13 protein-coding genes and 1 pseudogene are annotated in these 14,560 nt (G+C 49.7%); all 14 read right to left on the bottom strand.

The features are described from left to right. Positions 1-27: 27 nt before the first annotated feature. The 14 genes and pseudogenes from NSQ57_RS12415 to NSQ57_RS12350 all read right to left on the bottom strand — a co-directional run bounded on the left by NSQ57_RS12415 (position 28) and on the right by NSQ57_RS12350 (position 14,345). Entirely contained in the window at positions 28-222 is a 195-nt protein-coding gene (locus NSQ57_RS12415) for a terminase small subunit (RefSeq protein ID WP_341039356.1), read from the bottom strand. Positions 223-480: 258 nt separating this feature from the next. Then, positions 481-609 (bottom strand): annotated as a pseudogene (locus NSQ57_RS12410) (tyrosine recombinase XerS); the annotation flags it as partial. A 75-nt stretch (positions 610-684) separates the two neighbouring features. Continuing rightward, the gene (gene narI, locus NSQ57_RS12405; RefSeq protein WP_069011446.1) at positions 685-1,383 is read right to left on the bottom strand and encodes a respiratory nitrate reductase subunit gamma; all 699 of its coding nucleotides are present in this window, start codon (positions 1,381-1,383) and stop codon (positions 685-687) included. Between the two features lie 2 nt (positions 1,384-1,385). After that, complete coding sequence (narJ, locus tag NSQ57_RS12400; protein ID WP_340955397.1) at positions 1,386-2,054, bottom strand: nitrate reductase molybdenum cofactor assembly chaperone; 669 nt, start codon at positions 2,052-2,054, stop codon at positions 1,386-1,388. Beyond that, positions 2,041-3,555 (bottom strand): nitrate reductase subunit beta, encoded by a 1,515-nt coding sequence (gene narH / locus NSQ57_RS12395; RefSeq protein ID WP_069011448.1) that lies wholly within the window; start codon positions 3,553-3,555, stop codon positions 2,041-2,043. Before narH ends, narJ begins: the two co-directional genes overlap by 14 nt. Beyond that, entirely contained in the window at positions 3,545-7,231 is a 3,687-nt protein-coding gene (locus tag NSQ57_RS12390; RefSeq protein WP_342426104.1) for a nitrate reductase subunit alpha, read from the bottom strand. The genes narH and NSQ57_RS12390 overlap by 11 nt, the downstream gene beginning before the upstream one ends. Continuing rightward, a complete protein-coding gene (locus tag NSQ57_RS12385; RefSeq protein ID WP_029515295.1) occupies positions 7,224-7,505 on the bottom strand; it encodes a hypothetical protein in 282 nt (93 codons plus the stop codon). Before NSQ57_RS12385 ends, NSQ57_RS12390 begins: the two co-directional genes overlap by 8 nt. 52 nt (positions 7,506-7,557) lie before the next feature. After that, complete coding sequence (locus NSQ57_RS12380) at positions 7,558-7,884, bottom strand: hypothetical protein (protein ID WP_069011450.1); 327 nt, start codon at positions 7,882-7,884, stop codon at positions 7,558-7,560. Continuing rightward, positions 7,874-8,314: a hemerythrin domain-containing protein gene (locus NSQ57_RS12375; protein WP_069011451.1), complete on the bottom strand. Its 441-nt coding sequence runs from the start codon at positions 8,312-8,314 to the stop codon at positions 7,874-7,876. The genes NSQ57_RS12380 and NSQ57_RS12375 overlap by 11 nt, the downstream gene beginning before the upstream one ends. Continuing rightward, on the bottom strand, positions 8,296-9,882 hold the full coding sequence (locus NSQ57_RS12370; protein WP_342426103.1) for an MFS transporter: 1,587 nt from the start codon (positions 9,880-9,882) through the stop codon (positions 8,296-8,298). The genes NSQ57_RS12375 and NSQ57_RS12370 overlap by 19 nt, the downstream gene beginning before the upstream one ends. Positions 9,883-10,833: 951 nt before the next feature. Then, positions 10,834-11,715 (bottom strand): ABC transporter permease subunit, encoded by an 882-nt coding sequence (locus tag NSQ57_RS12365; RefSeq protein WP_069011453.1) that lies wholly within the window; start codon positions 11,713-11,715, stop codon positions 10,834-10,836. Continuing rightward, positions 11,712-12,695 (bottom strand): ABC transporter ATP-binding protein, encoded by a 984-nt coding sequence (locus NSQ57_RS12360; protein WP_318628308.1) that lies wholly within the window; start codon positions 12,693-12,695, stop codon positions 11,712-11,714. The genes NSQ57_RS12365 and NSQ57_RS12360 overlap by 4 nt, the downstream gene beginning before the upstream one ends. After that, positions 12,692-13,798, bottom strand: coding sequence for a hypothetical protein (locus tag NSQ57_RS12355; protein WP_341039353.1), 1,107 nt, complete (start codon positions 13,796-13,798; stop codon positions 12,692-12,694). Before NSQ57_RS12355 ends, NSQ57_RS12360 begins: the two co-directional genes overlap by 4 nt. A gap of 28 nt (positions 13,799-13,826) precedes the next feature. After that, the gene (locus NSQ57_RS12350) at positions 13,827-14,345 is read right to left on the bottom strand and encodes a sigma-70 family RNA polymerase sigma factor (RefSeq protein ID WP_029515305.1); all 519 of its coding nucleotides are present in this window, start codon (positions 14,343-14,345) and stop codon (positions 13,827-13,829) included. Positions 14,346-14,560 lie beyond the last annotated feature (215 nt).

Raw genomic sequence — 14,560 nt, 5'->3', positions numbered from 1 at the left:
TCTCTGAATCAAGAACCGGTTCTCCTTCTAATCCAAGAACGTTTCTTCCTTTTGACCAAACTCCACGTAATCTGTAATGTCTGCAAAAGCTATCTTCATGTACTCCATCAGTACGCGCTGAGCATTGAATCCTACCTCATCAATCATAGATTCCTTAGTAAAGTTTTCTGAAACTAACCAATCAAAAAACATAATATAGTCATGGCAATAGTTCAGAAGCACTGATAAACCTCCCCACCTATAAGTTCATCACTTTGGTCGTTTGATCAATGATGAAACTGAAATCACCTCTTGCAAGTGGTGAATTATATATTATTATACATTTTTATCTATGTATTCCATAAAAGAATTCTCCTTGGACGCAAACCATCATTCTGAATCCATTACTATAGAAAAAAGCCGCCATTAAGGGCGACTTTCTACATCCTATGTTCTGTCCTCCAAGAGCTTCAATCTTAATTTGATCGCCCACCAACAATAAAGGTTGTTTTTCAATCTGGGCACATTATTGTTCTCTAGGTGATAACGGGTTGCAAATGAATGTCTCAGAGAATGCACGGATAAAGCTGGTTTTCCAAAAGCTGAAGCATATTTTTCAATCAGTTTCTCATTGGTTAAGCAGAGATGCTCTTCATGAACAGCTATTATTGTCATCAGAAATTTTCGTCCATATCAAAATAAAAATCAGGTTCTCTCCCGTTTCCGGTAACTGTTTCTGGAACGGTACTGCTGCGGAGATCTTGCCGGATAACGTGCGGGAAAAGAAAACATATGGACCAGATGGGTAAACGGAATGGAAGCGAACAGAAGAAACGCCAGGATGATGTGAAGCTGAAACACGAAGGGAACCATGTGCATCAACCCGTATTGCGGATTAAAGGTGAACAGGCTGCGAAACCAAGGCCCGATGGTCGTACGGTATTCATAGGCCACCACAGTCGTATTATACACGATGGTCATATAGGTTCCGATGGCTGCGATGATCAGGACTAAAATCACTGCAAAATAATCACCAAAACCCGCATGGGCCCTTACCCGACGGTTAAGGATTTTGCGCATAAGCAGAAGAACCAGACCGATGACGACCATCAGACCGGCAAAGCCGCCCCCCGCGATCGCAAATATATGATAGGTCTCATCGGATATGCCGAAGAAATGATAAACACTGCGCGGGATCAACACACCCATGATATGGCCAACAAACGCGAAAATGATCCCGTAATGGAACACAGTCGAACCGATTCTGAGCCATCTTTTTTCAAAAATCTCCGTGGAAGGCGCCGTCCAGCTGACCTGACGAAAAGCAAACCGATAGAGCAAGCCAAAGATCATCACCGTCAAGGTGAGATAGGGAAACACGACCCACCAAAAGATACCAGTCATCATTATACCTCCATTCCATCGCACGTTTTGTAGACAGGTAAGCCCGAATCGCTACGAGCCGTACCGTCCATGCCAAACAGGATAGGATAAGGCAGTTCATCCAGATCGGCGCTCTCCCGCTTGCTCTCCAGCATGCGAATTTCTTCTTCCGTAGGGACCTCGAAAACATCGGTCATCAGAAAGTTCAACAACCTGGAATAGGGACTGTCTTCAGACAGATGCTTCCGAATCCGCTCTGTGGCTGCGGCCAGCCGGAGTTCAAGCGCGCGTACATGAACATTGTCGGACCTTACGGCCAGTAGCTCGTACAACAGCGGAATGAAGTCGCACAGCTCCCCGCTCGGCATCATAAAGCCCGCATCCCGGACAATATGCTGAAGCAAAATCAGAGCTGCCCCACGTTCCCGACTGTCACCCAATTCATGAGCGGTCAGATAGAGTCCGGTCTTTTCCTTCCAATCGAACGTCCAAACATAAATTTCCTGAAGCTCCTTGGGAGGAACCGAGAAGATAGCCTCGGCCGCCTGGCCAAACCTGCTCGCCAGCTCATTATCTTTCATTTCCTCTTGGACAGCTGCAAGCAGTTCCTCCTTCATTTCCTGAAAATCCTCACCGGGATATCCTAGCAATCTGGCGCAGGCCGCCAGCAAAACGGGCTTATGTTCCATCATCCATGTCCTCCCTTGCGAAAAGATGTGACGTGACCGCGCTTGACGGGGTAATGGATTCAATGCTGCAGGCCCCCTGCTTGTAATGAAGCTCTTTCGCGCCATCCATTTCCCTCCGAGCGGTTGGGATCACAAACCTTTCGTTATATTTGGCAACAGCGAACAATCGGGTCATCTCTTCAATTTCCTCCACTGTAATTCCCGCCTCTCCCAAAAGCTGGCTGTGTCTGAGATCATCCATGCCGCCAACAGCTTGCTGCCGCCTATGTACACGCATGGCGGTCATTTTAAGCAACACTCTACGGATGACGGAGGTATCCCCTGCCGTAAGCAGAGATGCCAGATACTCCATTGGAATCCGCATTTGATCGACGGCGGGAATATAGTGATCGGTCTGAAGCTCGTCTTCTTCAATATGGTTCATAATCGGGCTAAGCGGTGGAACATACCACACCATAGGGAGCGTGCGGTATTCCGGATGAAGTGGCAGAGCAACCTTCCACTTCATGGCAAGCTTGTAGATCGGCGAGCGTTGTGCCGCATCGATCCAGGAATCGTTGATCCCGCTTCTTCTCGCCTCCTTGATCACTTCCGGCTCGAAGGGGTCAAGGAACACCGAAAGCTGGGATTCATACAAATCCTGCGGATTCTCCACGGAAGCTGCCGCCTTGGCTCGATCTGCGTCATAGAAGACGACACCGATATAGCGAATCCGGCCCACACAGGTTTCCGAGCAAATCGTGGCCATGCCCGCTTCTGTCCGCGGGTAGCAGAAATTGCATTTTTCCGCCTTGTGCGTATTCCAGTTGTAGTATACCTTGTGGTAGGGGCAGCCGTTGGTACAAAATCTCCACCCCCGGCAGGCGTCTTGATCCACAAGTACAATACCGTCCTCCTCCCGCTTGTACAAAGCTCCGGATGGACAGGAAGCCACGCAGGAAGGGTTCAGACAGTGCTCGCAAATGCGGGGCAGGTACATCATGAACGTCTTCTCATACTCCATGGCGATCTGTTCCTGAAGCTGCTTGACATTTGGGTCCAGCGGTACGATCTCGCTTCCGCCAGCCAGGTCGTCATCCCAGTTCGGGCCCCATTCCGGCTTGTCCATATATTCGCCGGTAATCAGTGATACAGGCCGGGCGACCGGAAGATGCTTCCGCTTGGGGCTATGAATCAAGTTATCGTAATCATAGGTCCACGGCTCATAGAAGTTGTCCAGGCTGGCCATATTCGGATTGTAAAAAATATTCGCCAGCTTGGTGATTGGCCCCCCCGCCCGGAGTGCCAGCTTTCCGTTGCGCAGAACCCACCCGCCTTTAAATTTCCTCAGGTCTTCCCATGCCCGAGGGTAACCGGGACCCGGCCGGGTTTCCACATTGTTGTACCACATGTATTCCGTTCCGGGCCGATTGGTCCACGTGTTCTTGCAGGTCACCGAACAGGTATGGCAGCCGATGCATTTGTCCAAGTTCATGACCATGGCGACTTGCGCTTTAATCCTCAAGCCAGTCAACCTCCTTCAACGGTCGGATGATTGTCATCGTATCTCTCTGACTTCCTGTCGGCCCGTAGTAATTAAACCCGTAGCTCAGTTGGGCATAGCCTCCGATCATATGTGTCGGCTTCATCGTAATTCGAGTCACACTGTTATGGGTACCGCCGCGCTGCTTGGTGATAGAGGTACCCGGCACGCCAAGCGTGCGATCCTGGGCATGATACATATAAGCGATCCCCTCTGGAATCCGGTAAGTCAGCACCGCTCTTGCTGCGATGACTCCATTCCGGTTATATACCTCAATCCAATCGTTATCCTTGATCCCGATCGAAGCCCCGTCTTTTTCGTTCAGCCAGACGACCTGCCATCCGCGGAACAGCGTCGACATTTGATTGGTGTCGATGAACATCGTATGAATTCCCCATTTTTGGTGCGGGGTCAAATAACGGATCGTCATCGTTTTTCCATTCGCTGGCACTTCTTTCTCACCCTTAAAAAAAGGAACGTGCTCCAGCGGCGGCAAATAAAGCGGCAGCCCTTCACCGAAATCCAAAATCATCTCATGGTCCAGATAAAAGCTTTGTCTGCCTGTTAAAGTGCGCCATGGAATGCTGTACTCCGTATTTAAGGTAAAGGGCGAGTATCTCCGATTGTCCTTCTCCAAGCCACTCCAGACCGGAGTTGAGATCGTATGCCGGGGCTGAGCAGTAATATCCAGAAGTGTGAAAGCCTCTTCTTCCCGAGGTTTTGAGATGTCCTCCAGCTTTTTGCCGGTTTTGGTCTCTAACGAACGCCAGCCTTCCACGGCCCGTTCTCCGTTCGTGGCGCCAGACATCAGCAGAATCGCTTCGATTACCTGTTTATCCCGGAATAGATCCGGCTGTCCTTTGCCAATCCCCTCATGTTTCGATGCCCCCAGCCGCTCCATGAGCTGGCCGTACACCTTGTCGCCGGGAATTTTAATCCCCTTTGTTCCATAGCCCTTTTTAATGTTCGGTCCGATGGTAATCATTTTTCCATACACGTTCGGATAGTCACGCTTCACCAATAAAAAATGGGGCATCGTTTTGCCGGGCACTGCCTCCGTCTCTCCCTTGCGCCAATCGCGGATTTTTCCGTGAACTTGGGCGATTTCATCTGGACTGTCATGTCCGAGCGGAGTCATGAGAACATCCTCGCAGGCTGGCAAATGTTTCTCTGCCAATTGGGAGAACGTTTTGGCGATTTCCCGAAAAGCGTCCCAATCGCTTTTGCTTTGCCAAGGTGGTTCAATAGCTGGATTAAACGGATGGACAAACGGATGCATATCGGTCGTGCTTAAATCGTATTTTTCGTACCAGGTCGCTGCTGGCAGCACGATATCCGAAAACAGCCCTGAACTCGTCATTCTAAAATCCATGCTGATGAACAAATCGGTTTTGCCTTCCGGCGGAACATCATCCGTCTTCACCGTCTCCGGCCGCCACGAATGGCTCGGGTCCGTCAACACCTGATTGTCCGTCCCGATCAAATGCTTGGCAAAGTATTCATGCCCTTTACCGCTATCGCCAAGCAGATTGGACCGCCAGTTGAAAAAGACACGCGGGAAATTGTTCGGATCATTGGGGTGCTCCACCGCAAAATCTAGCTCTCCCTCTTTAACCATTCTCGCAATTTCCTGTACGGCCTCCTGATCGTCCGAAAACCCTTTTTCTCGAACCTGTCTGGCCACATCGATGGAGTTCTGGTTGAATTGCGGGAATGAAGGCAGCCACCCGAGCCTTACGGCCAGAGCATTGACATCCGCAGGATGCATATGGTTAAACCGCCCGCCCCAGGATGGTTTCTGCTCCTCATTGACCTTGGCCTCATAGCGGAACTGCTCCGTCGCGAAGTAGAAGAAGGAGGTTCCGTTTTGTAAGCGGGGAGGCTTGATCCAATCTCCTGCAAATGCGATCTGCTGCCACCCCTCCACTGGCCTCACCTTTTCCTGACCTACGTAATGGGCCCATCCGCCGCCATTTACTCCCTGGGAGCCCGTGAGCAGAACCAAATTCAGAATGGAACGGTAGATTTGGTCGCTGTGATACCAATGATTCGTTCCTCCGCCCATGGCGATCATCGATTTTCCACCTGTCTTGGCCGCATTTTCGGCAAACTCCCTCGCTACCTGAATGCAATGAGATTTCTTGACGCCAGTAATCGCCTCCTGCCAAGCCGGAGTGTAAGGCTTCGGATCGTTATAATCGACCGGATAATCGCCTTGCAGTTGCTGTCTGGGTACACCCACATGAGCCATCATAAGGTCATAAACCGTCACGACTTTGAGCGTCCTGCCTTCCACACTCGGCAAATGCTTTACAGGAACTCCACGCCGAACTGTCCCTCCCTCCGATTCCACGAAATAAGGAAAGTCAACGAGAGCCACTTCATCCGCCGCATCAATAAATGACAGCAGAGGATCCACTACTGTCCCGTCGGGATTTTCGAGATCCAGGTTCCACCTGTTGTCCTGATCCCAACGGAAGCCCTGACTGCCGCTCGGAACCATCGGCGCTCCAGATGCGGCGTCCCAGACTACCGTTTTCCATTCAGCCAACTCCTGGGCATCGCCCAAGTCGGAGGCCCGGAGAAAGCGGCCCGAGCGAAGCGCATCGCCATGTTTCTCTAGTATCACGAGGAAAGGCAGGTCTGTAAATTTTTTAACGTAATCCGTAAAATAAGGGACTTGCTGATCCACGTAGAATTCTTTAAGAATGACGTGGGTCATAGCCATGGCAAGCGCGGCATCGGTTCCGGCTTTAGCCGGCAGCCAAATGTCCGCAAACTTTTCATATTCGGCATAATCGGGGCTGACTCCGACCACCTTGGTGCCGTTATAACGGGCTTCCACCATGAAATGCGCATCAGGAGACCGGGTTTGCGGAATGTTGGTCCCCCAGATAATAAAATACTTGGAGTTATACCAGTCGCCGCTTTCCGGCACATCTGTTTGTTCTCCCCAAACCTGCGGCGAGGCAGGGGGAAGGTCTGCATACCAATCATAAAAACTGAGGATGGTCCCGCCAATCAGCGATAGGAAGCGTGTCCCTGCCGAATAACTCACCATGGACATGGCCGGGATCGGGCTAAAGCCGACGACACGATCCGGACCGTATTGTTGAATGGTATGGATAATAGAACTGGCGATCATCTGACAGGCATCATCCCAATCCGCCCGGACGAAGCCGCCTTTCCCTCTGGCCTTGACATATCTGTCACGCTTTTTGGGATCACTGACGATGTTTTTCCAGGCCCTGACCGGGTCCTCCACAACTGCCAACTCCTCACGCCACATGTCGTACAAATCGCCGCGGATATAGGGATACTTCACCCGGATCGGGCTATAGGTATACCAGGAAAAGCTAGCCCCGCGCGGACAGCCCCGAGGTTCATACTCGGGGCTGTCGACCCCCGTGGTCGGATAGTCCGTTTTTTGTGTTTCCCAGGTGATAATGCCGTCCTTGACGTAAACATTCCAACTGCAGGAACCGGTACAGTTGACACCATGTGTCGACCGGACGACCTTGTCATGCTGCCAGCGGCCGCGGTATAGGCTCTCCCAATCCCGGGATCTGGGGCTCTCCTCGGTCCATCCCTCGTTAATGGCCTCTCCGCGTTTTAAGTATTTCAACGCTTCAAGCAGCTTGTTTTTATGTTCAGCCATTGCACAGATGCTCCTTTCCCTGCTGGTTTACCGGGTTAAACCTTTCCCCCGTCAGTTTAAAGCTGTCTTGTCCCAACTGAAGCTCTTCCATAAACACTTCCCAATCCGCTGCGTTGCAAGCCGCGATAATCAGGCGCTGAAGCTCGTTCAGATCCTGCAGCCGGCAGATTTGTTCTTGCACAGGCTGCGGCACTCCGCCGAATCTCATCTCAAGCAAGGCAAGCAAATCATTCCGATCATCCCGGACAAACTGTTCCGTTTCCACCTGATTCATCTGGTTCGCCTTCTTTCGTAGCTACTTTTCTACACTCATCTGCCGACCCTTGTCAGAATTTCATCATTTTAAAATAATCGGCAATCATCGATTTCTTAATCTTTTCCGCCGACTGTTTAAAAAAGGCCAAGACCTCCTCGTCGCCACCTTCCACCAATGCCCATAAAAATTTCCTGCTGGTGACCTGTCCCAATTCCTCTCCAAATCGGAGGTAGACGGTGATACCTTGAGCATCAGCCCGGCCACCCGCCTTCACATCATAAGGATGAAGGTGGAGCCTCTCGAGCTCTTGTACCAGTAGCCGATACAGCCTCGGCTCCACGGATTGAAGCGGTTTGTCGGGAAGCATCGCCGCCAGTGTATAGGTCTCATTTATCATGAAGCAGCCCCTCCACTTCTTTTTCCAGCATGTTCATTTCATCCCGGTTATGCAGTTCATCAACGACAATCAAAGCCTGAAAACGGGCAAGAAGCTCGCCTCCCACCTTGCCCTGCACCAGCAGTTCCTTAATCTCAGCGACAATTTCTCGCATTATTTGATGATCGCGAGTCAGAGAAATAATGACGTTCTTCAACTCCGGCTTGATGCCCACAGCTTCTACATATAATCCTTCCTCTTCGCTGGCCGCGTGCTGAAGCGTACGCCCCTCCCAATGCTCCACCGTGATGTAGGCAATTTCCTCCGCTTTGTCCAATTCACCTTTTTTTATACTTCGATTCAACAGCTCGGTAAGCTCTCTTGCTTCGCCTAAGGCCGCCTCATGAATCATCGAATGACTGTCCACATGTCTCAATGCGGGTCCTGACATGAAGCCCCCGCCTCCTTTCCTGTTGCTTTTTTTGAGAATTGATTTTCCAGCCTGTCGCCTTCACCTTCCCCGATTACGGAGTCAGAATGCGAAAGGTCGCTGAATATAGCCACATAATGGGTGGCATTTTGCTCGTTCGTGATCGCCGTTACGGAGAGCCACTCCCGAAAAACCTCCCCATTTGCCTTGCGGTTGACGATCTTTCCCTGCCATTTTCCGGTGGTCAGTAAAGTGTCCCAAAAGGCATTATAGAAAGAGCGATCATGGAAGCCGGAGCTGAGTATATTGGGAGTTTTTCCGATCACCGCTTCTTTGGGATATCCGGTGACCTCGGTGAAGGCAGCGTTTACGGTATGGATCACGCCCTTGGCATCAGTGACCATCACGGCATCGGCTGTGGACTTGATAATATCCGACGCAAACTCCAGCTTGTTGCTGAAAAATACCCACAGAACAAGTATCAGGCTGGCCAGCGAGGCTTCGGACAAGGCCATAAAGCCGATTGCGTAGTGGCCCGTCCACCCAAACAGCAGGGTAAGCAGCAGTGGAGGAAAAAAAACGCCCAGACCGCCCGCTGCAGAGACGATCCCGCTGGCGATGCCCCCCTGTTTGGAAAAGTAAAGCGGGACCAGTTTGAACACCGCGCCGTTCCCGATACCGGCGCACACGGCTACCATCAAACAACCCAACGTAAAAAGAGGCATGGTCAATCCGAAAGAGAGTAAAACTCCTGACAAGGTTAGGCCGGCAAACACGAACATAAGAACTACAAAAGGATTGGACTTGTCGGACAGTATCCCGCCTACTGGACGGAGAAAGGTAGCCAAGGCGATAAAACCCGCCGTCCTGAGTCCGGCATCCACCTTGCTTAATTCAAAATAGCTGACCAGAAAACTGGGGAGATAGATTGTAAAAGCTACGAAGGAGCCGAAGGTAATGAAGTAAAATATGCTGAAAAACCACAGCTTTTCGTTGCGATAAACCTGCTTGAGTTGATTCTTCCAGGAGCTTCGTACACGCTCTTCGCGCTTATCCCCTAAAAACAGATTCAGCAGAGCGAAAAGGGCAAGCAAAATCAAAAAAAGCTGAAGGGCTCTTGACCAGCCGATCGCATCAGCCACCCACGGTGCGCCAAAGGTAGAGATGGCCGTACCCAGGTTCCCGATCCCGTATATCCCATTGATGGTGCCCTGCTTTTCTTTGGGATAATATTGAGGCAGTGAAGTCACACCGATCGAGAACGTAGCCCCGCCTATCCCAAGAAAGAAGCCCCCAACCGCCAAATCCAGAAAAGTATTGGCCTGGCTCAAATAGTAGACAGGAACAAGCAAAATCAAGAAACTGACTGTATTCATCAGCCTTGCCCCGAAGCGGTTGGTCAGAATCCCCGCCGGAATTCGCAGCAAAGAGCCCAAGATTACCGGGATCGCGGTAGACCACGCTCTTTGCCCAGGCGTCAGCGGAATATCCTGACTTATGTAAGAAATCAGGGAAGAGATCAAGACCCAGGCCATAAAGGAGACAACCAGACTAAGGGTTTGCAATGGCAACTGAATTTTTTTTACCATGTATAGCTCCCCTTTGGAGATTATTCGAATTGCAACTATAGGATATAATATCCATTTTTGACAAACTTCTGGCCTTTCAAACATTTGATTTGGGGAGATAACAAATGACGGCTCACTTGCAACCTGTGATGGAAGGATGCTTGCCATGATCGGCTACGATGTGGAAAAATATTTTCGGAAGATGCTGTAGCTGGCGGGCAAAAATCAGGTCAACTTTTTATGTAGAGCAATTGCATTTGTATTTTATGAAGCTCAAGCGATTAATAGTTTTTCCACGTCCATGACCAGTTCTTCGCCTGTCATATTTGAATACTTTTGGCCAAATAGAAATTCTAAACCACTGTCTTTTTCTATTGTACAGGATGAAAAACTCCAACTTGACATGGTTAATCAAAATAGTAGGTTTCTATTGATTGTTACGCTGGAAAGATAAGCATCGTTTGCAGAAATGGGCATATACCCAGGTGATTTTCAAAATAAAAAAACGCTCTAGGTTATCCTAAAACGTCTTTTGAAAATAGAAATATTATCCATAGAGGTCAACATCAAATGATTAAAGTTTGAGCTTGTACCCGATGCTCTCTAACGGGTAACATCAAACTGTAATTAAGATGCATATTGTCAGAATAGTAACTAGCAGCAGTCCATCTTGTTCTGCCCCAATTAAAATATTATTATCGCTGTGTAGATATGGTTGCAATAATGTCGTTATCACCTTCTTTAGACTTGGAGACCTTAGCGCCCTTTTTGATCGCTTTAAGCGTGATTATGGCGTAAAGACGAGGCTGAAACTAATGAACGATCGAAATAGATAAACAGACTCATAGATTCATTTATTGGAATAAAGCAAGCAATTTGGCGGTCTTTTTAGACCACCTTTTTTATTCTCAGAAGGTCTTTTAAAACAATTTTTTTGAATGGCTGCTGAAGTCTGAAACTTCAAAGTAGAACCTATAAATCCTTGCGGACAAAGCGGCGCAGCCCGAGTCCAAAGAGCACAGCCGTGTAAAATGCTGCGTATATCAAAAAGGCTGTTGAAGGAATCTCGCCGATACCAAACGGTCCACTTGTGCTTACCGGGATGAGTCCATTAATATTCTCAAAGCTGAACAACACTGCCTGCATTTTACGCTGCAGTCCATCGGCAGGCATGATCAGGGACAGGACACCCGTTATATTGTTCAGGGTCTGCATGGGACCTGACTCCAGACCCACAGAGCCGATGATTTTTCCAACCATGCCACCGAGCCAACCAGCCCCATAAAGCATCGTCATGACGACACCATTCGCAACCGATGACAAATAGCCGGATCCGAACATGGACACGGTTACAAGCAAGGGAACGACTGAAGCAAATAGCAAAAAAGACTGCACCAGCACTACCGGATCACGCGGGATCGAAGCATGCACATCGGTGATCCACAAAATCAGGCTGTACAATACCAAGGCATAGATTACACCAAGCGAAACATAGCCCAGCCAGCGGCCCGTATACCATTTCCACCTCGGAATCGGCCGTGGCAGCATCGCCTGCATGACCCCCTGCTCCGCCTCACCCGCAATCGTGGAAAATGAGCTGAAAATCGCTAAAAAGGCGAGTACAAAACTTGCGAAGAAAAAACCGAGCATCAAAATGAACATCCCGAGCGTAAATTCCTGGATCATAGTTTCATTATTCGTACCGCCTGTGATCACCCTAGAGGTAGAATCTCCTGCGATGGCGCCGGCAATAAACCAAAATCCCAGCAGGAATACAACAGTTAATAAAAGTGTCAGCAGGAGGACCCGTTTGCGCAGTAGCTCCTTCCAGGTCATGGTCCAAATAATCCTCATTCCAGTTCCCCCCTATGATTCAGCCCTGCAACAGCCTTCATGAACCACTCTTCAAGCCGTTCTCGAACTTTGGTGACTTCATATAACGTCATCCCCTGTCCGATCAGCAACGTATTGATCCAGCCTGCCTGTTCTTCGCTCTCCAGTTCCGCTTCAAGCCAGACGGTATCATCTATGCCCCTCTCTCCTGTAAATCCGCCTTCGGCTTTTCCATCTGTTATTACTCGAAAGCTGAGCTCTGTCGTATCCATAAGCCAGGACAGCAAAAAAGGCGAAAATCCGCCGACTTTAAAACGCCAGCAGACTCGCTTCTGGAGCATTTCGGCTACCCGCCCATGGCGGAGAACCTGTCCGTTATTCAAGAGTGCCATTCTGTCGCATAATACTTCCACATCCTCAAGCAGATGGGAGTTTAAGAAAATCGTTTTCCCCTGCTGCTTCAGTTCCTCAAGTATATTACGTACATGCATTCGTCCAACCGGGTCCATGGCGGAAGAAGGCTCGTCAAGAAAAATCACGGCCGGATCATTCACCAGCGCGCAAGCCAGTCCAAGCCGCTGCTGCATGCCTTTGGAATAATGCTTAACACGGTCCTTCCCCCGCTGACCCACACCTACCATGTGCAATAGCTCAGGAACTCTCTTGTCGATCACCTGCTTGTCCAAACCGCATAATCGCCCATGCAACCGGACGACCTCATCACCTGTAAGCCATTCCTGATACCGGTACAGCTCGGGAAGATACCCGATTTGCCGTTTCGCTTCGAGCGTTCCGATGGGTGCACCCATCAGGGTTGCTCCTCCGGCCGTCGGATGGATGAGCCCGACCAGCATTTTCACAAATGTGCTTTTCCCGGCTCCATTGGGGCCGAGGAAGCCAAAGGCTTCCCCTTTCCCTACGGTGATGGTCACGTTGCGGCAGCCGCGCCCGTTGCTGTATTCCTTGGTTAATCCTTTAGCGTCGATTGTCGGCTTACTCATGCCTCAACCAGCTCCTTAAGCTTGTTCATGAAATCAAACTCTGACTCATAGGCGCTCCCACCTTCAAAGGAAAAGAACTGTCCGTCTTTGATCCAGATAGCGGTACGATTCGTCATTGAGCTGTACTTCATGTTTGTAACCAGAACCTTGGTTCCTCCAACGGTAATCTCAGAAGTTTCAGCACTTTTATTAACCACATATGGCATAGGAATGGAACCTGCCAGAATGCGGCTGCGCTTTACCTTCTCTTTCAGATCGGAAGGCAGAATCGGAAGCTGAAGAACGGCATCCACCGCTTTTTCTGTATCAACGGACGGATCTACCGTAATTTCTGGAGCCTGCATCTGTGTCAGAGTTGCCCAGTGGTCCTGATCGGTACCCAAATCGTAATTTACGCTTTCATGTGTACTAAACGCTATTTCTTTACCGTCCATCGACTCCGGCAGCAGCTTCGTTGCCCCTACACGCTGCATAGCTTTATTGAGCTCATCCACATTCAGCATCATTGTAATTTTTTGCGAAGGAGTAACGTACACACTTTCCTTCGTTCCGGCCACATTTACTGGAAGAAGCTGATATCCGAGCTTAGAGACGGCTTGTTCACGCGTAAAATCCCCCTGTACGTTTCCGCTTTCCGATGTAAACTGGCCAAAGGTGTTTTCTATGTCGGCCGATTTTCCCGGAACCAGCTGATTAAACATACCTTCGAGCGTGCTTTCGTCAACTGTAGCGATATCCTGCACCCGGAATTGATTTAAAAATGCCGCCAGCGCGTTATTTCCCACAGGGGTTGTAAGTACGACGCCAAAGATAACGGCTGTCGCCACCGCTGCGGCCCACTTTCGGCCCTTGCCTGCTCGCCGGCGGAAAGAAGCAACCGGAGCCGGAGCATCAACTTTCAAACTGGATTCCGAATCCTGAATTGCAACTGAGTCCGCTGGCGGCCTAAGGGCATCGGCAAGCCTCAGAACGTCCTCTTTGTCATTTGCGTCCCTGGTCTCCCACTTGGCGTTTACCGGCTCCATGGCCAGCTTCTGTAGCAACCTCTCCCAGGCTTCATGTGTACTTTTGTCAGCTTCTGAATGCTGCAATTTAGTTGTCATATCATTTCAATCCTTTCCGAATATTTGATTAGTCCTGCCTTGCTATAGCCTTGCTGGATGTGGCCTGCAGCTTGCGTGTCGCTCTTTGGAGCAGACTGCCTATTAGCGGCGACCTGACATTAAGCTCTTCCGCGATCTCCGCATAGCTGTAGCCGGAGTAGCGCAGAAGCAGCGCTTGGCGGTCTCGTTCGGGCAGTCTGTCCAGCCAAGCCTGAACCTCTTCCTGATCCAATCGACGCATCAGCGCCTCTTCGCCGGATTCAGAAGCGACTTCCCCTTCATACATTATCTCCTGCTTATTCTGCAGCTTTCTCTCTCTTGCTCTCTTCTCTAAATAATCGTATCCGATTCTTGTCAGTACCCGGTGTAGCCATGCCCCCAGGGTTGCCGGGTTGTCCGGCGGATTTCTGTACAGCCGCAGAAATACTTCTTGCGCCAGATCGTCGGCTGCTGCTTCATCTCGCACAAGCGCAGCCAGTTTTCTGCGTACGGTTGGATAATGCTCATAAAATATGTTGCGGAATGGTGAGGATTCCGGAATACTCATTTTGTAATTGCCTCCTTTTAAGCTGCAGCTATTAGGAAGACGAACCTTCTTCCTTTTTTGTATCATGCTCGGGAGATTTTCTTCGAATTTTTTTAGGCTGCACTTAATTGGACAGTCCGATGACATCAGGATTAAGAAATTGTTAGACATTAGAAAACAACTTTATTGTACAAAGAACTATTGTATTTCAGCAAAACCTATGCTAGTCGCTCTAA

The sequence above is a fragment of the Paenibacillus sp. FSL L8-0502 genome (assembly GCF_038593055.1).
Taxonomy (GTDB): domain Bacteria; phylum Bacillota; class Bacilli; order Paenibacillales; family Paenibacillaceae; genus Paenibacillus; species Paenibacillus polymyxa_D.
Note: the sequence above shows the minus strand (reverse complement) of the source record. Positions and strands in the feature narration are given on the sequence as shown.

Excerpts from the sequence above, each read along its gene's own strand:
- NSQ57_RS12390 (WP_342426104.1), bottom strand. The coding sequence starts at position 7,231 with ATGGCTGAACATAAAAACAAGCTGCTTGAAGCGTTGAAATACTTAAAA.
- NSQ57_RS12365 (WP_069011453.1), bottom strand. The coding sequence starts at position 11,715 with ATGAGGATTATTTGGACCATGACCTGGAAGGAGCTACTGCGCAAACGG.
- NSQ57_RS12360 (WP_318628308.1), bottom strand. The coding sequence starts at position 12,695 with ATGAGTAAGCCGACAATCGACGCTAAAGGATTAACCAAGGAATACAGC.
- narJ (WP_340955397.1), bottom strand. The coding sequence starts at position 2,054 with ATGATGGAACATAAGCCCGTTTTGCTGGCGGCCTGCGCCAGATTGCTA.
- NSQ57_RS12350 (WP_029515305.1), bottom strand. The coding sequence starts at position 14,345 with ATGAGTATTCCGGAATCCTCACCATTCCGCAACATATTTTATGAGCAT.
- NSQ57_RS12370 (WP_342426103.1), bottom strand. The coding sequence starts at position 9,882 with ATGGTAAAAAAAATTCAGTTGCCATTGCAAACCCTTAGTCTGGTTGTC.
- narI (WP_069011446.1), bottom strand. The coding sequence starts at position 1,383 with ATGACTGGTATCTTTTGGTGGGTCGTGTTTCCCTATCTCACCTTGACG.
- NSQ57_RS12375 (WP_069011451.1), bottom strand. The coding sequence starts at position 8,314 with ATGTCAGGACCCGCATTGAGACATGTGGACAGTCATTCGATGATTCAT.
- NSQ57_RS12385 (WP_029515295.1), bottom strand. The coding sequence starts at position 7,505 with ATGAATCAGGTGGAAACGGAACAGTTTGTCCGGGATGATCGGAATGAT.
- NSQ57_RS12355 (WP_341039353.1), bottom strand. The coding sequence starts at position 13,798 with ATGACAACTAAATTGCAGCATTCAGAAGCTGACAAAAGTACACATGAA.
- NSQ57_RS12380 (WP_069011450.1), bottom strand. The coding sequence starts at position 7,884 with ATGATAAATGAGACCTATACACTGGCGGCGATGCTTCCCGACAAACCG.